The organism is Mycobacterium sp. M23085, assembly GCF_045343915.1.
Taxonomy (GTDB): Bacteria; Actinomycetota; Actinomycetes; order Mycobacteriales; family Mycobacteriaceae; genus Mycobacterium.
Window position 1 is genome coordinate 4,309,697 of the sequence record NZ_CP174280.1, and the last position, 22,272, is coordinate 4,331,968.

13 protein-coding genes, 2 pseudogenes and 1 riboswitch are annotated in these 22,272 nt (G+C 63.1%); of the genes and pseudogenes, 10 read left to right on the forward strand and 5 right to left on the reverse strand.

The window, feature by feature from the left end; translation table 11 throughout:
* Window positions 1–53 precede the first annotated feature (53 nt).
* From ACIUM1_RS20360 to ACIUM1_RS20385, 6 genes and pseudogenes are all read left to right on the forward strand, one after another.
* Entirely contained in the window at window positions 54–764 is a 711-nt protein-coding gene (locus tag ACIUM1_RS20360; protein WP_406817776.1) for a response regulator transcription factor, read from the forward strand.
* Between the two features lie 56 nt (window positions 765–820).
* Window positions 821–2,233 (forward strand): ATP-binding protein, encoded by a 1,413-nt coding sequence (locus ACIUM1_RS20365; RefSeq protein WP_406814379.1) that lies wholly within the window; start codon window positions 821–823, stop codon window positions 2,231–2,233.
* A gap of 2,041 nt (window positions 2,234–4,274) precedes the next feature.
* On the forward strand, window positions 4,275–5,318 hold the full coding sequence (locus tag ACIUM1_RS20370) for a sulfotransferase family protein (protein WP_406817777.1): 1,044 nt from the start codon (window positions 4,275–4,277) through the stop codon (window positions 5,316–5,318).
* 600 nt (window positions 5,319–5,918) lie between these two features.
* Window positions 5,919–7,432 (forward strand): annotated as a pseudogene (gene istA / locus ACIUM1_RS20375) (IS21 family transposase).
* Window positions 7,429–8,235, forward strand: a complete 807-nt coding sequence (istB, locus tag ACIUM1_RS20380; RefSeq protein WP_406814380.1) for an IS21-like element helper ATPase IstB — start codon at window positions 7,429–7,431, stop codon at window positions 8,233–8,235. Before istA ends, istB begins: the two are co-directional and overlap by 4 nt.
* A 181-nt stretch (window positions 8,236–8,416) precedes the next feature.
* A complete protein-coding gene (locus ACIUM1_RS20385) occupies window positions 8,417–8,695 on the forward strand; it encodes a phenolic acid decarboxylase (protein WP_406817778.1) in 279 nt (92 codons plus the stop codon).
* Between the two features lie 521 nt (window positions 8,696–9,216).
* Here the strand turns inward: ACIUM1_RS20385 and ACIUM1_RS20390 are convergent.
* From ACIUM1_RS20390 to ACIUM1_RS20410, 5 genes are all read right to left on the reverse strand, one after another.
* Window positions 9,217–10,191, reverse strand: coding sequence for a fatty acid desaturase (locus ACIUM1_RS20390; protein WP_406814381.1), 975 nt, complete (start codon window positions 10,189–10,191; stop codon window positions 9,217–9,219).
* Between the two features lie 151 nt (window positions 10,192–10,342).
* Window positions 10,343–11,502 (reverse strand): IS3 family transposase gene (locus ACIUM1_RS20395; RefSeq protein ID WP_406814382.1). Its coding sequence is split into 2 segments (ribosomal slippage): window positions 10,343–11,211 and window positions 11,211–11,502, totalling 1,161 coding nucleotides; the frame shifts between segments, so codons are not numbered across the junction.
* A 483-nt stretch (window positions 11,503–11,985) separates the two neighbouring features.
* A complete protein-coding gene (locus tag ACIUM1_RS20400) occupies window positions 11,986–13,233 on the reverse strand; it encodes a PPE family protein (protein WP_406814383.1) in 1,248 nt (415 codons plus the stop codon).
* Window positions 13,234–13,240: 7 nt separating this feature from the next.
* A complete protein-coding gene (locus tag ACIUM1_RS20405) occupies window positions 13,241–14,494 on the reverse strand; it encodes a PPE family protein (RefSeq protein WP_406814384.1) in 1,254 nt (417 codons plus the stop codon).
* Between the two features lie 9 nt (window positions 14,495–14,503).
* Window positions 14,504–14,803 carry a PE family protein gene (locus ACIUM1_RS20410; RefSeq protein ID WP_406814385.1) on the reverse strand — a complete coding sequence of 100 codons (300 nt, stop codon included), beginning with the start codon at window positions 14,801–14,803 and terminating at the stop codon, window positions 14,504–14,506.
* A 450-nt stretch (window positions 14,804–15,253) separates the two neighbouring features.
* Window positions 15,254–15,427: riboswitch (M-box (ykoK) riboswitch) on the forward strand.
* Window positions 15,428–15,880: 453 nt separating this feature from the next.
* Here ACIUM1_RS20410 and ACIUM1_RS20415 point away from each other — a divergent pair.
* The 4 genes and pseudogenes from ACIUM1_RS20415 to ACIUM1_RS20430 all read left to right on the forward strand — a co-directional run bounded on the left by ACIUM1_RS20415 (window position 15,881) and on the right by ACIUM1_RS20430 (window position 22,190).
* Complete coding sequence (locus tag ACIUM1_RS20415) at window positions 15,881–17,167, forward strand: PPE family protein (protein WP_406814386.1); 1,287 nt, start codon at window positions 15,881–15,883, stop codon at window positions 17,165–17,167.
* Window positions 17,168–17,267: 100 nt separating this feature from the next.
* A pseudogene (locus ACIUM1_RS20420) lies at window positions 17,268–18,239 on the forward strand (IS481 family transposase).
* Window positions 18,240–18,558: 319 nt separating this feature from the next.
* Entirely contained in the window at window positions 18,559–19,533 is a 975-nt protein-coding gene (locus ACIUM1_RS20425; RefSeq protein ID WP_406814387.1) for a sulfotransferase family protein, read from the forward strand.
* Between the two features lie 635 nt (window positions 19,534–20,168).
* Complete coding sequence (locus tag ACIUM1_RS20430; RefSeq protein ID WP_406814388.1) at window positions 20,169–22,190, forward strand: glycosyltransferase family 39 protein; 2,022 nt, start codon at window positions 20,169–20,171, stop codon at window positions 22,188–22,190.
* The last annotated feature ends 82 nt before the right edge of the window (window positions 22,191–22,272 follow it).

The window sequence follows — 22,272 nt, forward strand, 5'->3', positions numbered from 1 at the left end:
GCTCAAGCGTGGTTTTTCAGGTTCGTTTCAGGAACGTGCTGACAATACAAGGGATGAACAACTCCCCTCGCGGGGCGCGGCCCCCGGAAAAACCTATGGCGCGGGTCCTGGTGGTGGAGGATGTCCGGGCTATCCGCGACATGGTCAGCGAGGCGTTGACTGGCGTCGGATACCTGACGGCTTCGCGGCCCGACGGGTCTCAGCTAGAGGATGTGCTCGACGGGTTTCGGCCCGACCTCGTCGTCCTGGATGTAATGATGCCCGGCCGCGACGGCTTCGAGTTAATTAACGTCGTCCGCGACTGGGGCCCTGCTGGAATTGTGCTACTCACCGCTCGCGATGGGCTGCCTGATCGGTTGCGGGGCCTCGACAGTGGCGCGGACGACTACGTGGTGAAACCATTCGAAATGGCCGAGCTGATCTCCCGCGTGGCTGCGGTGCTGCGCCGCCGCGGACAGCTGCCAGCAGTCGTCCAATACGGCGATCTCACGTTGGACTTCGACGCCGCGATCGCGGTGCGTGCTGGATCACAACTGGACGTGACTGCTACCGAGCTTCGTCTGCTCGCGTTTCTGGCCGAACAGCGTGGCCGCATCGTCAGTACCAACCAGATCCTCAATGCGCTATGGGGCCACGACGCCTACGACGTGAACCTAGTTCACGTTCACATCAATAAGCTGCGCCGCAAACTTGAGGCTCACGGGCCCCGTATCCTCCACACTGTGCGCGGCATTGGGTACCGGCTACAGCCACTTCGCTCGTGAGCGACTCGGCGCCGCCGTATACGGCCACACCCTCGCTACGTCGGCGGGTGGCTCTCATGGTCCTTGGGCTGCTGACAATCCTGTTGGTGGCGCTTGGTTTCATGATCGATGTACTGGTGCGCGTGCAAACTCGCCACGACGTCCAGGACAGATTGGCGAGCGCTGTTGCCCGCGCCGACGTGTTGGCCGCAGCACATACTCCTCCAGATCAGCTGGTATCAGTGCTTGGTGGTGGCGGGATCCGCGCGTTGCTTGTCGCGCCAGACGGCACTACCCACGGCGACACCGCCATTCGTCTCGACACGACCCCCGGACCCACCGTGCTCCCTCCGCCACCCCTACCGCCGCCGGGCTGGCCACCCCTTCCCCCGATACCGCCAGGATGGCCGCCGCCGCCACCACCCGGACCAACGAATGGGACCGCCACTGTTGTGGTGCACCCGCTACAGCCCGGTGGCCGGGTGATTTTGGTCGCTGATACCACGCAGACCACGGCGTTGATCCGACGCCTGCGCGAAATCATGGCCGCCGGGGCCCTGATCACCGTGGCCGTGGCGGCGCTACTGCTTAGCCTGGCCACCCACGGGGCTTTGCGGCCGTTGGATCGGCTAACCGACCTGGCCCGATCCATCACGACCGGCGACCGGGGTCAGCGACTACGACCCGATCGCTCAGATACCGAGCTCGGACGTGCAGCCGCGGCTTTCGACGGCATGCTGGACGCGTTGGAAGCCTCCGAACAACGCACGCGCCAATTCCTCGCCGATGCCGCCCACGAGTTACGCACACCCATCACCGGTATCCGCGCCGCGGCCGAGCAAATTCTCAGCGCTGCCGCTGAACACGGCGACGACGCGGACGCGAACAACCAGTATCGGCGAGCGGCGTTGCTGCTCGATGAGTCTCGACGTGCAGGTCGATTAGTCGCCGACATGCTTGACCTCAGCCGCATCGACGCCGGTGTGGCACTTGATTTCTCCGACACTGACCTCGTCGAAATTGCCGATGCTGAACGAGAACGAGCAGCACTCCTCTCACCAGCGATCACTGTCACCCGTACCGGGGAGCCGCGCGTGCCTATCCGCGCCGACCAAATCCGGATCACACAAATCGTGTCGAATGTTGTTGACAATGCCCGGCGCCACACGCCGCCTGGCGGGCACATCGTCATCGATGTACGCGCCACCCACCAGGTCAATCCAGCCGGCAACACCGACCCTGTCGCCCAGTTAACGGTCACTGATTCGGGATTGGGGGTCCCGGATTCTGACCGCGAGCGGATCTTTGACCGACTTGTCCGTTTGGATACCGCCCGCGACCGCGACCATGGCGGTGCTGGGCTTGGCCTACCCATCGCCCGCGCGCTAGCACACGCCCACCATGGAGACTTGGTCTGCATACCGCATCAACCTGGAGCACGCTTCCAGCTCACCCTGCCTGCACCCCAGCGCGCCATATCGAAGCCTTGATGTAGTTGGAGGCTAGGCCCGGACGCGACGGCGCGACTTCGGCCATCCTGATGGAGATTCTGCTAGTTGAGCGGCCGACGGGCGATTTCACATCGCAGACGTCGTAGACGCGGTGTCCCCCGCGCAGCGGCTGACTCGGCTCGATAGCCAGTCTGCATCCCTCCAAAAACGTTGAGGGTGTACGACTCCTCTTGTGGTAGTGAGTGGCTGCCTCGAGCGACAAAGCTCGAGGCAGCCACTCTGTCAGTGCGGTTCTGCGCCCCCTGTCGTTAGAAGCCCGGCGGTGGCGCACCCGGCGGTGGTGGCCCCCCCGGTCCAGGGTGTGGTGCGGGCGGCCCCAGCGGTCCACCCGGCCCGGGTGGCCCTAGGGGTCCACCCGGACCGGGCGGTGGGAGCCCCGGCTGCCCTGGGCCCGGTGGCGGCGGCGGGGGATCGGCATTGGCGACGGCAGCACCAAAGCCAACAGCCACGCCGAGTGCACCGGCTAGTAGCGAACCAGTGATAGCCTGCTTAATCTTCATACTTGACTTGTTTCTCCTATCTGTTTCCTTGCTCCTGTTATAGCCCGTCGTGAGACGCGGATGGAATTAGGGCCCGGCCCCTGCAAGGCAGGCGCGGTGATGACCACGGTGGCGCGCGAGACGGCGTCGATTGGCGGCTGCCACGTTGCTCCCGCGGGCAGCTTCCTGAGGCACAGTGCCCCGAATCGCCCTGGATGATCGCTATGCGTGCGACTCGCGGCGCCATTACTGTTGCCCGGACGCCGGCGGCGGCCCGCTAGGCGGCGGCGCGACGGGCGCGCCACCGGGGCGCTGCGCTGGCAGGTGGCCTGTTGGTTGGGGCCCGAAGGCTGGCGGTGGCTGAGGAGGGGGCGCGAGGGGAGTACCCCATCCGCCGGGCGGTACCGTCCATGCCGGGGACGATGGCCATCCTGGTGGAGGTGATGGCACATACCAGGGCACCGGTTGGGGTCGGTTAGCCCACGGACCAATTAGGAGTGCGGCTGTCAGGATCACACCGACGATCAATCCGATGATGCCGGCGCTGACCGCGACACCGAGAGGGTGGCGCCGTAGGACAGATGCTTCGGGTGCCGCTGCGGCGGATCGTGTCGGTGCGGCTTCGCCTGCCTCAATGGCAGCGGAGGGTATAGCGCCCGAACACAGCTGCTGGCGCTTCAGCTCGCCAAGTGTGCTCAAGGATGGTTCTTCATCGGCCACGGCATCTCCCTAGGTGTGAACCGCTGGGACGCCAGCGACGATATGAACCGAATCTGAATCCAGCCTGAAGGCTTTGGGAAGCGGACGCAGACTGCCTACTCGCGCTAGGGACAACCGTGTACAGACCGGCCCGAGCACCAAACATTTAGCCGCGGATAAGGCCGGCTGGCCGGGTCGGGCGGCGAAACCGTTCGTGCCTTTAATCTGCCGCCACCGCATGTCGGCTTGATCGCAGATAGACTGTCTGTCGGACGATCCAGACGGGGGGTACGGCCTATATCGGCCCCTTATCCGGATGAGGGAGGGCGGCTAGGCTCGCGTGCTTGGCCGCCCTACTTGCCTGTGGATGAAGCCTGCCGAAGCTCGGTGCGCAGCTCAGCCCCCACGGGCGCGCCGCCTGACAAAGGTATTTGCTCCCCTTGCGGCGCGGCAACCAAAGTTAACGGACGTCGCGTGGATGGCTGCATGTTGTAGCGCCCATGGGATGCCGTAGGCGCTTGATCGGGTTGCCATAAGGCTCACTGCACAACGAGAAAACGGGTTCTCCCCACCCGTTTTGGGGGTCATCTGCACGGCCGCTGAAATGAAACAATTGATGAATCCGCGCCGCTCGGCCGCAGTCTTCAGGTCAAGTTCAGGTCCGGTTCCTAGCATCTTGCACGTCGAAAAGTTGGTGGCACGAGAAGAGCCTTATGAACGAGATGCAACCAGTGCACGGCGCACCGGCGGCGAAACATCTGCGAGTATCCGCGCAACCCCGCGGGGCGAGCAGCAACCAAAACCATCTCCATAAAGACAGCAGCGAGCGCATAGGTGAACTGATGAGCCCCGTCGTCGCCTGGCCGCGGGCTTCGGAGCGCCCGGTCGCATTATTCGTCCTGGGTATGGGCCGGTCTGGAACGTCGGCGCTCACGCGGGTGATCTCCCTGTGCGGTGCCGCGCTCCCGGCCCGGCTGTTAGGTCCTGACGCGAGCAATCCGACGGGCCTCTGGGAGCCACGCGACGCCATGGATATCAACGAAGAAATCCTCTACCGGCGACACAGCGGTTGGGCCGATCCCACGCTGCGCATCAGCGAGGGCCCGTTCACTCCTGATGAGAAAGAAGCTTCCATTACCGCGATCGAGGCGTTTCTTGCCACACTGCCGGCCGCGCCACTGGTGGTCATCAAAGAGCCGAGGATATCCCTGCTGTTCGACGTGTGGTTAGAAGCCGCGCGTCGAGCCGGCCTCGACGTCGCGGTTGTGATCGCGGTGCGTCACCCGCAGGAAGTCATCAAGTCCCTCGCGACGCGGGATCGAGCCTCACAGGAGCTTGCCAGCGCCTTATGGCTGAAATACAGTTTGCTGGCCGAACGGCAAACGCGCGGCCTGCCACGTGTTTTCGTCGACTACGCCAACTTCCTCCAGGATTGGCGACGGGAGATAGCGCGGATTTCTACTGCGCTCGCAATTGATCTTGATACCCCAAATGAGCTCGCGATCAAGGAGTTCCTCAACCCCGACCTACACCGTCAGCAAACCAACGATTCGGTGACAGACCGATTCGGCTCCGACTGGATCTCCCGAACCTACGAAGCCTTACACGCGGCCGCCCATGACCACACCTTGGACGAGAAGACCCTGGATTACGTGTTCGACCTGTACAGGCTCAGCGAGCGCGACTTCCGCACGGCGCTCCACGATTACAACGCACACTTCAGTCTGAACACCGTCTTGCTGAGGACCGTATTCCGACCATCCATCGCGAAAAGGCTCCGCGCGGTCGTCGCACTGGCGACTCGCCTCGGGATGGACCCCTATCAGCGGCGATACAAGAAGCAAGAACGCGGTCGCGCCCGATCAGTACGGAGCAACGCTCGGTAATCTTGTGTGATGGGCGCAAACGCCTCTGGGCATTGGCAATGACGCGCACGGTTCCGGTGTGCGGTGGCGTGTTGCCCTCTGACTTGTAGGCCTCCAACGCGGTGACCGGGGCGAAGGATTTCGGCCCGCACCGATCTCGCGTCGAAATACGCAGGCCATCAGCAGCGTTCGGCGAAGCGCTGGATGTATTTGGAAGCCTCTGATGAGCATACGCGCCAATAATTCGCGGGTGCCGCCCACGAACTCCGAGCGGCCATCACTGGTATTCGCGCCGCCGCCGAAAGTCTTGGGGCTGCAGCGCAAGACGCCCGATGGTTCGTCGATGGGAGGCCACCGGCGTTAGGTCCGAAAGCCAGCCGTAGTTCTGGCTCTTCGCCCATCAGCTAATCGTTGACATTATCGCGCATGTCGGGGGTCGCTTGAGACAGGAGCAGTGTCCGTGGCCATGAAAAAGTACCCACTGGTGGCCAAGTAGAGGTATCCAGTTTTGGCCAGGTAAAAGTATCCACTCCGTGTTCGTCGTGTCGATCAGGAACTGCGGGCCCCGCGGTGGTGACGGTGAAGGCGCCAACCAAACGCCGCCACCACCGGGGAGTTCCATTGAAGTCTGCGAGGGACCGTATGGACATCATTTCTGCCTATCAACAGCTCGGGTCTTACCGAGCCGCCGCCGAGCAGTGCGGCACGACCCACCGGACCGTCAAGAAGGTCGTGGACAAGTTCGAAGCCGACCAGGCCGGCGACCGGCCAGCACCACGAGTTCAGCGAGCGCATAACTACGATGCGGTGGCTGACCTGGTCACCGAACGGATCGAGAAGTCCCACGGACGGATTTCGGCCAAGCGGCTGCTACCGATCGCGGTGGCCGCTGGTTACACTGGTTCTGACCGCAACTTCCGGCGGCTTGTCGCTGACGCAAAAGCGTTCTGGCGCAGTCAGAATCATCGCGGTCGCCGTCCGGCAGTATGGTCACCGGGCGAGTATTTGGTCATCGACTGGGCCCAGGCGGCACCAGGATTGGTTCTGTTCTGCGGGGTGCTGGCGTTCTCCCGGTGGCGTTTCGTCCGCTTCGCCACCGACCAACGAGCGGCGACCACGTTGGCGTTGATCGCCGAGGCTCTGGCCGCGATCGACGGCGTGCCGGCGCGGGTGCTGGCCGACCGGATGGCCTGCCTCAAAGGTGGTGTGGTCGCCAATGTGGTTGTCCCTACGCCGGATTACGTGCGTTGCTTCGCATTACGGGTTCGCGCCGTACTTCTGCCATGCCCATGACCCAGAATCCAAGGGCATCGTGGAGCACTTGTGCGGGTATGCCCAACGTGACCTCGCGGTGCCGCTATTGACTGCGGCCGCCGTCGCAGGCACCGTGGTGGATGTGCGGGCCGCCAACATGGCTGCTGGCACCTGGTGCGCAGAGGTCAACTCGCCGACGCATGCGGAGATCCAGGCCGTTCCCGATGAGCGGTTGATCGTCGAACGTGATGTGCTGCAGCCCCTCCCATCGCTGCGACTGCAGATCGGAGCGCCGTCGGTACTGCGCAAGGTCGATCGGCTGTCCTGTGTGCGTTACGGGTCGGCCCGCTACTCGGTACCGACCCGCCTGATCGGGACCACCGTGGCCATCGTGGTCGATCACGGCGCGGTCTGCCTGGTCGAACCCTGCACCGGGATGATCGTGGCCGAACACGAACTCATCCCCCGGCAGCGCCTCGATCCTCGACGCCCACTATGACGGTCCCCGCCCAGCACCGAGCCGGGGGCCGCGCCCCAAAACCAGCATTGAGAAGCAGTTCTGCGATCTCGGCGCCGACGCCGAGGCGTTTCTCGTCGGGGCAGCAGCGATCGGCAACACCCGGCTCGGATCGGAGTTGGAGGTCCTGCTCGCCCTCGGTGCCGCGCATGGCACCGACGCCCTGATCGCGGCCTTGCACCGGGCGGTGGCGTTCCGGCGGTTCCGGGCCACCGATGTTCGTTCGATCCTGGCTGCTGGCGCCGGAACACCCCAACCACGCCCAGCCGGGAACGCCCTGATCCTGGACTTGCCGGTCGCCCCGACCCGCTCGCTGGAGGCCTACAGGGTCGCTCCCGTCGCCGACGGCGAGGCGACGTCATGACAACAACGGCCAAAGAGATCAAATCCGTTGCACCACCGTCGCTCCCACAATTGGCTGCTGATCTGGATGCGGGGTTGCGCCGCCTCAAACTCGCGGCGATCCGGCGCACCGCACCCGAAGTCCTGCTGACCGCCAAAACGCAACGCTGGACACCCGAGGAAGTGCTACGCACCCTGGTCGAGACCGAACTGGCCGCCCGGGACGCCTCCAACATCGTCAACCGGCTCAAGGCCGCGGCGTTCCCCGTTCCCAAGATGTTGGAGTCGTTCGACGTGGCCGCCTCGTCGATCCAGCCCAAGGTGTTCGACTACTTATCGAGCCTGGAATGGATTCGTGCGCAACAGAATCTAGCGATCATCGAGCCCGCAGGCACCGGCAAGTCCCACACCCTGATCGGGCTGGGGACGGCCGCGATCCACGCCGGGCACAAGGTCCGCTACTTCACCGCCGCCGACCTCGTCGAAACCCTTTACCGCGGCCTGGCCGACAACACCGTCGGCAAGATCATCGAATCTTTGCTCCGGGTCGATTTGATCATCCTCGACGAACTAGGCTTCGCCCCCCTCGATGACACCGGCACCCAGCTGTTGTTCCGGCTCGTCGCCGGCGCCTACGAGCGCCGCTCCCTGGCCATCGGCTCGCACTGGCCCTTCGAACAATGGGGGCGGTTCCTGCCCGAGCAGACCACCGCCGTCAGCATCCTGGACCGCCTGCTGCACCACGCCACCGTCATCATCACCGACGGCGACTCCTACCGCATGAAAGACGCCCACCACCGGAAGGAGAACCCCAAGCCAACCTAGAACTACCGTACGGAGTGGATACTTTCATCTGGCCACCAGCGGATACTTCAACCTGGCCATTGAAAGCAGTAGGTGGCATGACACGAACTTACAGTTGCAGCACTTCAAACATTGCATATCGTACGGGCGGAGGAAGAGATGGGGGATAGTGAATGCTTCGCGCCGTTATGGGTGCGCGCTGATGTCGTACCCGATCTACGTCGTGCCCGAGTTCGCCACCATCACCTTCATCGACCACGTCGGCATCGACGACGAGTCGCCTATATCGGTGGCCCCCGAATCAGCTGCCCCCGGGCTGGGCCGAACGCACCAACTAACACCGGGGCAATTAACTCCCGGTCGGCCTAAACATACCCCAGCTGCGTCAGCATCCGCAGAGGCCTCGTTGAGACGCCGTCGGTTGGGCGGTAGGCGGCTTCGGCTACCGCCGCTGGGGGATACGATGGCCAAATCGCTTTGATGTCTTCGTCATACGCTAGCTGTGGGCTGATCAGATGCTCGCGAAGGTTGTGTGCGTGCCGTAGCTGCTGGCCTACGAAATCGGGTACCTGAAACCTGTAATGGACGCCCATCGTGTGAGCGGCGATGCATCGGGCCAGCAGTTGGGCGTAGCCCCCCGCATCGGTGGTGATGCTTGGAGTGTCGAAGTCATTCGTCATTTCGGTTCTGCGTCTTGCCGACACTGGGCGAGCTTGGCAATGCCCCCGCTGTTTGGCCGCGTACCGCTGGGCCTGGGCCGTCTCGGATGCAGTGAAGCCCTCGATGTCGCAGGCGTTCGAGGAACGCGGACGAGCAAAGTACTCATCGAGTGCCACCACCGGGGGGAGGGGGCCGGCGGTGCGGGCCCCGTGTGGGCGAAGCTGTCAGAGATTACCTCGAGACTTAAACGGTTGGAGCCCTTGAGGAATGCGTCGAGCCGCCGTCAAGGTCGAGGCCAGCAACCCAACCCTGACCCGCGCGCCGCCGACCGTCGCGCTGCGATCACCGCGATCCGCACCGACGCTGCGGCGAGGTGACCTCCCGCCAGGTGCGGTACTCCGACGGGGTCATTTCCCGGCCCCACGCGTCGGTGATTGGCACGTTTCGCTCCAGATAGTCTGCTTCTGTGGCCTTCCATGCCTTGATGTAGAGGTAAAACGGGATCGCCGGGTGGATGTGATGGACTAAGTGATAGTTCTGATACATCAACACCGGGCACAGAACCCGCTCGCCGCCAACCCGAACGCGGGTGGCCCGGTATCGGTCGGTCTGTGCTGTGCCAAGGCTGTGATGAGGCAGCCAGTCAAACCACCAGGCGAGAATGACCATGCCAATCCGCTGTGGGATGAAATAGATGAGCACCATTTCGCGCCCGTAGCCCAGACTCACGATGGTGGCGACGAAGGCAACGGCCACAGTGAAGTATATGGCGAATCCCAGCGCCTCTTTGCGCGGGCGCCGGCGCAGGCGCGCTAGGTAAAAGCGGCAGTACCAGGCGTCGATTGTTAACCAGCGCAACGGAAGCTGCCAACTTGGACCGGTGGAACTCCACGTGTCCGGATCGTCGTGGATGCTCTCGTTGGTGTAGCGGTGGTGCGCGAGATGCGTGCACGCAAGCATAGGAAATGTTCCGAACAATGAGACGAACGGCATCGACAAGCGGCCGAAGACCTGGTTGATCCACTTTGGTCGGCCGACGGTGTGGTGAATCGATTCGTGCAACACGGTGAACATTGAAAATGTCACAAGACCCTGAACGATGATGGTAACTACCAACCACCAACGACTCACTCCACAGACAACCGCTGCCGTCGCCGCCGACCACGCGACGAACGATCCGAGCCAGACCAGCACAGTCGGCACCGCGATGGTGGGCCGCGCGAACCGAGGAGCTGGGATGCCTCGCGGGATTGCGGCCACCGTGCCGTCGCCCTGTGATTTTTGCTCTGTGGCGGCAGGCAGTTCGACTGTTGTCATCACGACCTCCCCCTAGGAATACGACGCTGACGCAGTGCATGGAAAACCAAGCGGCACCCCCTGTTTTGCCTTAGCCGATAACACGTTATCGAGTGATAACTCTTGCTGATTGGGACTGCCCCGGGTTCAGTTGACTCGCGGGGTGTGATTTTCAAGCCGCGGTTGCGACTGGTGTGTGGAGCAGTTCGAACTCTATCGGGGTGAGCCTGCCGAGTGCGCGTTGCCGGCGGCGTCGGTGGTAGGTCCGCTCAATCCACGACACGATCGCAAGGCGCAGTTCGGCTCGGGTGGTCCAGCGTCGCCGGTCGAGCACGTTGCGTTGGAGAAGGGCGAAGAACGACTCCATGGCAGCGTTGTCCCCGCACGCACCGACGCGACCCATCGATCCGTGTAATCCGTTGTGTGACAGTGCGCGGACGAAGTTGCGCGAGCGAAATTGACTACCCCTGTCCGAATGAACGACCGTCGCGGCAGGCGAACGCAGCGCCACGGCGTGATCCAGGGCTGCCACCGCCAGCGAGGACTTCATCCGCGAGTCCATCGAGTAACCCACGATCCGGTTGGAATAGACATCTTTGATGGCGCAGAGGTAGAGCTTGCCTTCATCGGTGCGATGTTCGGTGATGTCGGCCAGCCAGACCTGGTTGGCGGACTGGGCGCTGAACTGACGCTGCACGAGGTCGTCGTGGACCGGTGGCCCCGATCGACGGTTCAGTCCTCGCTTCTTGGCGAAAATCGACCAGATGCGCTCTTGGGAACATAACCGTGCGACACGGTTCTCGCTGGCGGAGATCCCGCGCCCGGGAAGTTCGTCGGCGATGAATCGGTAGCCGAATGCGGGGTCGTCGGCATGGATGTCGCGGGCGGCGTTGATCAGGTGCGCATCATCCCAATCTCGCTGTGATACAGGTGCTTTGCGCCATTTGTAGAACGCCTGGGTGGAGAATCCCAGGACCCGGCAGGTCACCGTGACGGGCACGCCGTCATCGGCAAGGTCGAGGACCAGCGGGTAGATCATTTTGGGTTGGCATCCCGGGACAGGTAGCCGACCGCGCGACGCATCACTTCAGCCTCCTGCTCGAGGAGCTTGATCCGCTTATGCGCCTCGCGCAGCTGCGCCGACACATCACCAGAGGCCGCCGCAGACCCCGGCCGGTTGGCACCGTCCTCGCGGTCGGCGATCTTGAGCCAGCGATGCAGGCAGGCCTCCGAGATCCCGAAATCCTGCGCGATCTGGCGCAACGGCGCCTCACCCTTGCGGGCCACGGCGATGACATCGGCTCGGAACTCAGCGGGAAACGGCTTCGGCACGAGATTGATCCTTCCAGCAAGGACGAATCCTCACAGGTCAGGAGTCAACCAAACCGGGGGCAGTCCCATTTTCGCCATGAGTAAATCAACGGATGAAGACGGCTGTGCCAGCGCGCCTTGCGCTTAGCCGTTTGTGATTCGCGCAGAGGCTTGCGCACAGGGGCGACTGCCCTAGCTCAAGCCTAATTTGGCCCCTCCAGCTGTGTGGGAACTGCATGTCGCACGATGATTGCCTAATTGCACCGGAATGTTGACCAGCGCGGAGCCGACGGCGGGGACCTAATCTGCTCACGCACAGGCGAGGTGCACGGTTCCAGCGCAGCCTGCCGCTGTGCCCCAGCACGCCGTCCGCCATCCGCGGTCGATAAATGCCTGCTGTGCCTGTCGGTCGCCGAGCTGAATTCTTTATGCCTTGCAGGCTGAGCAATGACGCGGTCTGTGTGGGGCGCCGGACATAGAAGCCTAAACGGCGAAGGCTCGCCGTCATCCGGCTGATGGTGGGCGGGTGAGCACGCGTTGCTTAAAGCCATATTTATGGGTGAAGCCCGCCGTGGCGCGACGTGCCGCCCCAGAGCTCGTGGGCATTCCGCTCAGTATGGCGTTTGATCCGCCCTGTGGCCCGACGGCATGGTTGACGGCCGCGATGGGAGCAGGCGAGTCTTGCAGTGTGCCCGCCGCAGTGCTCCAACTGGTCGGCACCGACAAACCCCCGATCCTCCCAGCGGATGCCACGTTCGCCGACACCTCGCCACTTCCGAGGTTGCCTAGACCTAAGTGCGCGAATTGTGGCGTCGGAAACCAAGCGCCCCCGGCACCGGCGGTTGTGCCGCCTGGGCCCGTTGTCAGTTGTTGCCCGATTGACATTCCGAAACTGCTCAAACCATCTGAAAAGTAAGCCAGTCCGGTGGTTTGTTTGAGAATCGTGCTGTAGTTCGACGAACTGAGCCCCAGCAGCGATTCGAGTGACGACAAGGTCGACGACGAGGACGACGAGGACGACGAGGACGATGTGGTGGATGTGGATGACGACGACACAGTCGAATTGGTCGATGAAGTAGTTGACGACGAGACTTCTTGCACCGCTTGCGATGTGGTGGATGTCGCGGTCAGCTGGGCAGTTGTGGAAGCGGTGGTTTGCGCTGAGCTGCCCGCTTGAGTGCTGCTGGCTTGGGTGACCGCCGCGGACTGGTCAGCTGCGCCGTCGGAGTTGGTGGTATCCGGAGGTGACGTGAACGGGGACAATTGCGAAGCGGTGGCCGACGACGCGGCGTAGCTGTACATGGCCGCGGCATCTTGAGCCCACATTTCCATGTACTGCGCCTCGGTGGCCTCGATCGCTGGCGTGTTCTGTCCCAGGAAATTAGTCGCGATGAGCGTCGCCAACTGCACGCGATTGGAGGCGATCACCGGCGGGGGCACCGTCAACGTGAAGGCGGCCTCGTAGGCGGCGGCGGCGGCTCGGGCTTGGTTGGCCGTTTCCTCAGCTTGAGTGGTTGCCGCGCCCAGCCACGCCATGAATGGGGCTACCCCTGACACCATTGAGGTCGACGCCGGGCCGAGCCAGGGGCCACCGGTCAGTTCCGAGATGATCGAAGCGTATCCGCTTGCAGCGATATCCAGTTCTGCCGCTACTTCATCCCAGGCTGCGGCCGCGGCCATGATCGGCGCCGATCCCGGGCCCGCATACATGCGGGCGGAGTTGATTTCCGGCGGTAATGCTCCGAAGTCCATGGCGTTGCTAACCGCCTAGAGGGGGACGGGCCATGACGGTGGGTCGGACTCCGTATCGGGGTCCACGGGCACCAGCGTCGGCCCCGCTGCCTGCAAAGGGCATGCCGCCCAAGACATTTCCGTATCCGTTGGCCTCGGGAGTGGCGCTGACGGTGCTAACCGGTATGGCGTGGGTGATCGCCGGCGAGGCACCGGTTCCCGCCCATACGGGAGGCACCGACAACGGCCCCACCGCGGTGGCATTGCCCAAGGAAGCCGCTACGTGCGCGCCGCCACCCAGCATGCCGCCCAGCCCACCGAGACCAGGCAGAGCTTTGGCCGCACTGGCGGCCGCGCCACCGATCAGCCCCAAGGTCTTGGCCATCTGCACACCGCTGTTGGCCATACCAACGCTGAAGTACGGCAGGCCCTCGGTGTTATAGAACAAACCCGCGAAAGGGCTGTAGCCGTTTATCAGCGCGCCGAGGCTGGTGGGCAGGCTGGTCTGACCTGTTAACAGGTACCAAATTTCGGTGAGCAGGCTCGAGGATGAGCTACTCGACGAACTTGACGCACTGCTCGACGTTGCGTTCGTCGAGTTGCTCGATGTGCTACTCGACGATGCTGCCGAGGATCCCGACGACGCGAGGCTTTGCAAGGTGCTAGGCACCTGCGACAACGTGGATTGCGAGTTACCTGCCGAAGTGCCTGTCGCCGAGGAGACCGCAGCGCTTTGGGTAGCTTGGGCGCTCGAGTTGGTGATCTGTGGCGCATCGGTAAAACTCGTGACCTTGGTCGCGGATGCGGATTGCCCTGCGTACGAATACATAGCGCTGGCGCTCTGAGCCCACATGTTGCCGTACTCGGCCTCATTGGCTGCGATGGCAGCGCTGTTCTGCCCCAACACATTGGTGGACACCAGCTGCGTCAACTCAGCGCGGTTCGCCGCAATCACCGGGGGAGGCGTCACCGAAGAGAGTGCGGTTTCATAAGCCGCCGCAGCCGCACTGGCTTGGGTAGCGGCCTCTTCGGCCTGGGATGCGGTGGTGCTCATCCATTCCACATAGGGGCTGACCGCGGATTCCATCGCCGCTGAGGAGGATCCTAGCCATTCCTCGCTGGACAACTGTGTCACAATATTTTGATAGTCCAGTGCCGCTGAATTCAGCTCGGAGGCAAGGGTATTCCATGCGGAGGCTGCTGAGGTCAGCGATGTCGACCCCGGACCGGAATACAGGCGCGCGGAGTTGATTTCTGGCGCTAGTGAACCGTAATCCACCATTGTGATCCCTTAACTGGCCTCGGCCTCGGCGGCCGTTATGGTTGCCGCTTCGGTGGCGACGGCTGCTCCCAAGAGTCGTGCAAGAACGTCCAGCGCGACGGAGGCTTGGCCGTATATCGCCTGGCACTGTTCTGCGTGAGCGCTGAAACGTGCTGCCGTCAAGGCAGATATGACGTCGCCGCCAGGAGGTATCACAGCCGCTATTGGTGCCGCCTGAGCCGCGTAATGGGCAGCCAGCGTGGCATTGATCTTCTGCAGTTCATTCACTGTCGCCACCACCGCATCTGTCTGTGTGGTCTCAAAAGACATCGCGTCCTCCCTCGATTGTCACCGATGCCGGGAACCGTAAGAGTCGAATCTGAAACCAAACTGAATATCGCTCTGCGGCAGCGCATTTTCACCTGTTGTTTCCCCAATGGCCTAGCCGACGATCAAAAATCGCGATGAAAAAAAGGTCATTACCAGCCGTTCGTCATGGAGGCCGCGCGCTCGCGACGGCTGTGCGCAACTGGATCGAATGTCCCCAGCGGTAGAGGCATCGCCTGTTCACCGGTTATCGGCGTCGTTGATGTGGGGCCTGTGCGGGCAAGTTGATGCACTGCCACACAACGGTTTTACGTGCCCGCAGCTCGTCGGACGAAGTGCCCATGTTCGATGTGCAGCTGCTTGCAGTCCGCCCCCCGGTTGCCAACGTTGCCGAAAATTGTTTTCGTGCAATTCGGTTGACTATCGAGAGCCTGGGTGCAACTATTACCGGCGCAAGCACCTCGCTAGGTGAGGCGTCGGCACGGACAAAGGCCACTGACCCCGAACGTCGAAAGACGCCCCCGGTCAGGACAGCTCTTCCCGGGTCAAGGGTTGAGCCCAAGTGGCTTTCGTACTCATGGACGAATACGCCGTGCAGTGCCAAAGCTCTGACGAGAGGGGTGCCACGGTCTGCCACTTACCGCCGGCCGTTTCATCTCGCTGCGCTCTCAACCGGCGGCCCGTGCGCCAGACGCTTAGGAGGTGAGGCGGAATGAGTCCATCTGATAGACCCTGTCCGGGACCGACAACTCTTTCGCTTCGATCGGGCTCCCGGTCTGGCTAGCGATCTGAATCGACCTGTGCTGCTGCGAGTTCCGACGCGCAATATCTTCTTTGCGTGTGTGTCCATCGTGTTGCGCCGTGACGCTCCAGATCTAAGTTCACCGTGCGCTACTTAAGGAGGAATCGAATGCTTTGTGCGATGGGACACCCGCACACACCCACCACGGCGGAAAAACGCTACGGCGATGTCGTTGCAACCCGAGGCCACCATGGGCACGACCTCGTGGCGACCGGCGGTGCCGGTTCGCACCCGGCGGCCCACACCGCTGATATCTCTCGGACCTGTTGAGAATCACGATGATTGACTACGGCTCGCTGCCACCAGAAATCAATTCGACTCGCATGTACGCCGGTGCCGGCTCGGCTTCGCTGATTACTGCTGCGAGCACCTGGGAGGGCTTGAGCGATGACTTGCGTGCCCAGGCGACGTCCTATAGCTCCATCGTTTCGGGATTGAGCACCGATCAATGGCGCGGTGCCGCATCGACGTCGATGGCGAGCGCCGCGGCAAGCTACGTGGCGTGGATGACCAGCACTGCAGCACAGGCCGAGGAAGCAGCCAACCAGGCCAGGGCTGCCGCCGCAGCCTATGAAGTTGCCTTTTCGCTGACGGTTCCCCCTGCGATCGTCGCGGACAACCGTGCCCTGCTGGCATCGTTGGTTGCCACCAATGTGCTAGGACAAAACACTGCGGCGATAGCGGCCACTGAGGCCGACTACGCCGAAATGTGGGCCCAGGATTCCTCAGCGATGTATTCCTACGCGGGATCGTCGGCGGCGGCCACTCAACTGACTCCATTTGCCCAGCCGGGACAGAACACCAATTCCGCCGGTTTGGCGAACCAGGCCCGGGCGGTCAGCCAAGCGACAGCCACCTCGACGGAATCCGACAGCCAGGCAACACTGTCGCGCGTGGTCTCCTCAGTGCCAAATACGTTGCAAAGCATGGCGTCTCCTGGCTCGTCGACGTCATCAACTTCGTCCAGCTCGGCGACATCATCCGTGGCTTCCGTTGCCTCGTCCTCGTCCTCGTCCTCGTCGTCGTCCTCGTCGTCGTCTTCGTCTTCGTCTTCGTCTTCATCGTCATCCCTGCTGTCGGATCTTTGGGACGATTGGGGACCCGACGCCAACATCTGGAACACCATTTTCTCCTCCGGATTCTTCATGCCCGGCAACTACCTAGGAACGGCCGCTGACTTCATGAGCCAAAGCCAACAGGGCGCCGGGGCCGCGGCGGCTGCGAACGATGTTCTCGGCGCCCCGGGTCCGGGCACGTTGGTCGGTGCGTCCGGATGGAGCGGGTCCGATAACCATGCCGGACAGATCTCGGCGGCGTTCGGTCGAGCGGCCTATCTGGGGCCGTTGTCGGTGCCGCCGAGCGTGACAAGTGCGGACTCCCCGGGGATTCACCTCGCATCGGCGGTAGCGGCCGACCCGGTCAACACCGCGCCGGCGGTCACGTCGGGACTTCCGGGAATGCCAGGGATGCCGATCACCAATGTGCCCGCGAACAGTCTGACGAGCAAGCCTCCGAAGTATGGCTTTCGGCCTTACGTGGTCACCCGGCCGCCAGCCGCCGGCTAGGTGTCGTGACCCGGGAGGTTGTTGACGGCGTGCCTGCTTGAAAGTGGGAGGACCTCCTGACGGAGTGGATGTGTCTGGCATTCACCCGTAGGAGGTCCTCGTGTCTCACGCTAACGCCCGTACCAATGTGTTCGCTCGTCGGCTGATCGTTGAGCGTGTCGCCGCCGGGTGGCCGGCCGCGCATGTGGCTGAGCAACTGGGGATTTCGCGGGCAACGGTGTACAAGTGGTTGCGCCGATATGCCCAGGGCGGCAATGCCGCGCTGGCCGACCGTTCGTCACGGCCGATCCGGATGCCCGACCGCACGAGCCATCGGGTCGAGCAGAAGGTGCTCGCCGCCCGCCGACGACGTAGGCGCGGCGCTGTGGTGCTTGCCGCCGAACTCGATCTGAACCCCTCGACAGTCGGGCGGATCCTGGCGCGCCACCAGATGCCGCATCTGAGTGCCATCGACCCGATCACCGGCGAGGCGGTGCGCTGCTCTCGGCGCAGCCCCAACCGCTACGAACACCCCACGCCGGGGGCCATGGTTCATGTCGACGTCAAAAAGCTCGGCCGCATCCCCTCCGGCGGTGGCTGGCGGCTGCACGGCCGCGACGCCGCGGTCTCAGTTACCCACCGGCACAAGAAGACCAAGATCGGCTACGACTACGTCCACACCGCCATCGATGACTACACCCGGCTGGCCTACAGCGAAGTGCTCTGCGACGAGAAGGACCCGACGTGCGCTGGGTTTCTCCACCGAGCACTGGCCTGGTTCGCCGCCCAAGGCGTGCGCGTGCGTCGGTTACTGACCGACAACGCGTTGGTCTACCGACACGGCACCGACTGGGGCTGGGTTTGTTCGGCCTGGCAGCTCAAACGCCGATTCAGCAAGCCCGGATAACCCTGGACCAACGGCAAAGCAGAACGCTTCAACCGGACCCTGCTCAACGAATGGGCCTACGCCCGCCCCTGGACCAACAACACCCTGCGCAGACGCGGTCTTGACCAATTCCTTCGCCGCTACAACACTCGACGAGGCCACTCCGCCCCCGGCGGACGACCACCAATCAGCCGACTCGCCGCCTGACAACAACGTGTCAGGTCACGACAGCTAAGAGCTGCCGCATGGTCGCGACGTGCCCATTGAGAATCTGGCGGGTCCCGGCGAAACGTTCAGGCTGAGTTCAGATTCGGTGCTTACCCTCGCCACCATCGCAGCGGCTCAAACCACTGAAGGGCGTACCGAACGACATGCAACCACCACGCGACCCATCCGCGACGATCAGCAGACGCACGTACGCCACGCTCGCGGCGTTCCGTAGTGACCCCATGACCCCGGTGGCTATGAGCTCGATGCCCGGCAGTGGCGCGGAGCCGCAAGGCTATTCGGCAGCACAGTGGTGCGCATGACCACACCTGAACGAATGGGGAGAGAACGCCCTCCGGTCGCTCTATTCGTGCTGGGGATGGGCCGATCCGGGACTTCTGCGCTGACTCGGCTTCTCTCGTTGTGCGGTGCCGCCCTGCCGCCGGGGATGTTGGGTGCCGACGCCACCAACCCACGCGGCTATTGGGAGCCGCGCGAATCTCTGCTTCTCAACGGAGCAATCCTGTATCGGCACGGCAGCGCTTGGTTCGATCCGACACTGCGTGTTTTGGAGGACGGCCGGTTTGACGCACAAGAAAAGGCTGTCTGCATGGCCGAGATTAATGCGTTTCTTCAAAAGATCCCAGCCGCGCCACTGGTGGTCATCAAGGACCTAAATATAGTTGTATTGTCCGGCATGTGGTTTGAGGCCGCACGTCAGGCCGGATTTGATGTCGCGACCGTGATCGCGGTGCGGCACCCGCAAGAAGTGATCGCCTCACTCGCCAGGGCAATGCGAAGCTCGCCGGAGCTTGCCGCCGCACTATGGCTGAAGGGAAATCTCCTGGCGGAAAGGCACACGCGCGGCGTGCCCCGCGTCTTCGTCGACTACGCAAACCTACTCGAGGACTGGCGCCGTGAAGTGGCGCGCATCTCCGAGGGTCTGGCGATTGATCTCAGCGCGCGGGATGACACCGTGATCGACGAATTTCTCAGACCAGATCTTCATCGTCAGCGACACGGCGGCCAGGTGACTGACCCCTTCGGGGGAGACTGGGTGTGGACGGCCTACAATACTTTGCGCGCGGCCGCCCGAGACGAGCCCTGCGATGAGTCCGTGTTAGATCGCATCTTTGCGCAGTATCGGGCAAGCGAATACGGCTTCCGTACGGCGTTGGATGACTTCCGCAGCAACTACAACAGCCCATCCTTTCGCCTTCTCCGCCCAGCGATCATGAAGCCCATTCTCGAGGTGGTCGCGATGGCCCATCGACGCAGGGGAACCTGGGCCTAGTGGACAGCTAAATCGATCGATACGCCCAGCCCCCGTAACCCTTTGGGGATCTGTTCACAGTGCGAGCGTCTGGCTACAACTTAGCTTGGCTGCTCCGCTGACGGTCGATGCCATCTGTACATGTGCTCCGGAGAGGTCGAGCAGGTTAGCGGTAGCCCGTCAACGTATGGCTCGGCTTAGCGGCCTCCTTAACCGCGTTTCGGCGCGGCAACACAACGAGCAAACGCCCCCCGCCGGGTGACCGGTGCCGTTCTAACGTCTGACATCGGCATATTCCACCCACGTTCTGGCCCCGAAATGTCTTCAGATCTGCTTCAGGTTCGCTTCCTACCATCGCAAATACATGCATCGGGGCGAATAGGCGGGAGGGCGCATGGGCCGATTACCGGTCGTTACAGGGCAAATCCGGCTAATGCCCTGGCGGTCATCCGTGCACGGCGTTGTAGTCTTCGCCGCCGCCGACTTCGGATGCGCCCCGAGCTGTAGTCGGGTCGGAGGGGTGAGTTACCTGTCACGCAACGGTATTCCGCCGTTGCGGAGGATTCGTTATCGGGGGCCCGTGGCCAGGCCGCCGTGGGGCCGCACGCACGGGTCGATGGACCCCCTTGCTGCGCTCATGGCGGGGGTGGTGGTCCATGCGCGCAACGTCACGAGCGCAGTGCCTACCAGGTGAGGCGATACCGAATCCTGCGTCCGCCGACCACGCACAGCCGGCGCAAAGCGTCTCGCCGTGCCAGACGGCACTGGACGATGCGGAGCCCGCGGAGACGTACTCTGCCCAGCCAAGCCTGCGCGCGGCGATCTCGCGCACCTTCGATCATCGATTCACGGTGCGCTGGACTAATCTCGGGTTCGCAGTTCTGTTGGCGTCGACGGCGGTGCTGTACGTATGGGACCTCGGCGCCAGCGGATGGGCCAACAGCTTCTACGCCGCGGCGGTGCAGGCTGGCATGCACAACTGGACGGCATTCCTGTTCGGTTCCACCGATGCGGCCAATTCGATCACGGTCGATAAGCCGCCCGGTGCGCTGTGGGTGATGGGTATCTCGGCGCGGATCTTCGGGCTCAGCTCGTGGAGCATCCTTGTGCCCCAGGCTCTCGAGGGGGTCACTGCAGTGGGCGTGCTCTACGCCTCGGTCCGCCGTACCGCCGGTCCATCCGCTGGATTGCTCGCCGGCAGCGTGCTTGCGCTTACTCCGGTGGCCGCGTTGATCTTTCGGTTCAACAACCCAGATGCTCTGTTGGTGCTAGCGGGCGTAACCGCGGCCTATGCGACCCAGCGAGCGCTGGACCGCGGCGCCTCAGTCTGGTGGACGGTGCTGGCAGGGGCAGCCGTGGGGCTTGGCTTCCTGGCCAAGACGCTGCAGGTGGCACTGATACTGCCCGCATTGGGAGCGGCGTTTCTCGTCGCCGCGGGTTACCCACTGGCCGCACGCATCCGCAGACTGGGTATTGCGACGGCGACACTCATGGTATCCGGGGGTTGGTATCTGCTGCTGGTGGAACTATGGCCTTCTTCCTCGCGGCCCTATATCGGTGGCTCGCAGCACAATTCAATTATCGAACTAAGTCTTGGTTACAACGGGATCGGTCGGCTCACCGGAAACGAGACAGGTGGGCTGGGCAACATGGACGGCGACGTCGGGTGGGCGCGTCTATTCGGCGCACAGATGGGCACCCACATCGCCTGGCTGCTGCCTGCGGCAGCCATCGCCATCGTCGCCGGATTGTGTATCACCTGGCGTACACCCCGCACGGATCCCACCAGGGCCGCGCTACTGCTCTGGGGCTTATGGTTATTCGTGACCGCGGGCGTCTTCAGTTATGCCGGCGGCATATTACATCCGTACTACACGGTGGCGCTGGCGCCCGCGCTGGCCGGCGGCGGAACGATCGGCACGGTACTGCTCTGGCGGCGCCGCAGCGACCTTCGAGCGGCCGCTACCCTCGCCAGTATGGTGGCCATTACCGGCGCCTTGGGATATGAACTGCTACAACAAGACCTGAGCTTCCAGCATTGGTTGACCACATTCCTGGTGGGCGGTGCCATCGCGTGCACGCCGTCGTTGACGGTTATCAGGCAGCTGCCGAAGTGGGCGGGTGGGGTTGTCGCGAGTGCGGCTCTGGCGGTGGCCCTAGCAGGACCGACCGCCTATACGCTCGCCACTGCGGCGACGCCACACTGCGGCGCGATTCCGTCGGTGGGCCCGGCAGTTGGTCCGAACCATCCGCTGGAACCGGGTCCGCGCCTTCCGCCGGTGGGCCGTTCAGTGATGGGCTTCCTTGTTGCTCCGCAGCCTGATCCGGCGCTGAGGGCAACGTTGCGTGTGCGTGCCGACGCCTTTACCTGGGCGGCTGCCGTGGTGGGTTCCAACAGCGCGGCGGGTTACCAGCTAGCCGCGGAAGTACCGGTGATGGCGATCGGCGGATTCAATGGAACCGATCCCACGCCAACGCTGGATCAATTCAAAACCTATGTGGCGCAGGCACGTATCCACTGGTTTATCGACAGCTACATCCCGAAACCGCTGTCCGGAGATGTGTCGGGAAGAAGTGATGAGGCGACACAGATCGCGCAATGGGTCGACGGAAACTTTCTGCCCCAGAACATCAGTGGAGTCACGGTCTACGACCTGTTTAAGCGGCAACATAGCTGATACACAGAAAGCACACATTCCCGGCTTACCCTCACCGATGAGTATTAAGCCATGACGATCATGAAACCGCCTAGAGCTCAAC

Excerpts from the sequence above, each read along its gene's own strand:
- ACIUM1_RS20385 (WP_406817778.1), top strand. The coding sequence starts at position 8,417 with ATGTCGTACCCGATCTACGTCGTGCCCGAGTTCGCCACCATCACCTTC.
- ACIUM1_RS20415 (WP_406814386.1), top strand. The coding sequence starts at position 15,881 with ATGATTGACTACGGCTCGCTGCCACCAGAAATCAATTCGACTCGCATG.
- ACIUM1_RS20390 (WP_406814381.1), bottom strand. The coding sequence starts at position 10,191 with ATGACAACAGTCGAACTGCCTGCCGCCACAGAGCAAAAATCACAGGGC.
- ACIUM1_RS20365 (WP_406814379.1), top strand. The coding sequence starts at position 821 with ATGGTCCTTGGGCTGCTGACAATCCTGTTGGTGGCGCTTGGTTTCATG.
- ACIUM1_RS20370 (WP_406817777.1), top strand. The coding sequence starts at position 4,275 with ATGAGCCCCGTCGTCGCCTGGCCGCGGGCTTCGGAGCGCCCGGTCGCA.
- ACIUM1_RS20410 (WP_406814385.1), bottom strand. The coding sequence starts at position 14,803 with ATGTCTTTTGAGACCACACAGACAGATGCGGTGGTGGCGACAGTGAAT.
- ACIUM1_RS20405 (WP_406814384.1), bottom strand. The coding sequence starts at position 14,494 with ATGGTGGATTACGGTTCACTAGCGCCAGAAATCAACTCCGCGCGCCTG.
- ACIUM1_RS20400 (WP_406814383.1), bottom strand. The coding sequence starts at position 13,233 with ATGGACTTCGGAGCATTACCGCCGGAAATCAACTCCGCCCGCATGTAT.
- ACIUM1_RS20425 (WP_406814387.1), top strand. The coding sequence starts at position 18,559 with ATGACCACACCTGAACGAATGGGGAGAGAACGCCCTCCGGTCGCTCTA.
- ACIUM1_RS20360 (WP_406817776.1), top strand. The coding sequence starts at position 54 with ATGAACAACTCCCCTCGCGGGGCGCGGCCCCCGGAAAAACCTATGGCG.
- istB (WP_406814380.1), top strand. The coding sequence starts at position 7,429 with ATGACAACAACGGCCAAAGAGATCAAATCCGTTGCACCACCGTCGCTC.
- ACIUM1_RS20430 (WP_406814388.1), top strand. The coding sequence starts at position 20,169 with ATGCGCGCAACGTCACGAGCGCAGTGCCTACCAGGTGAGGCGATACCG.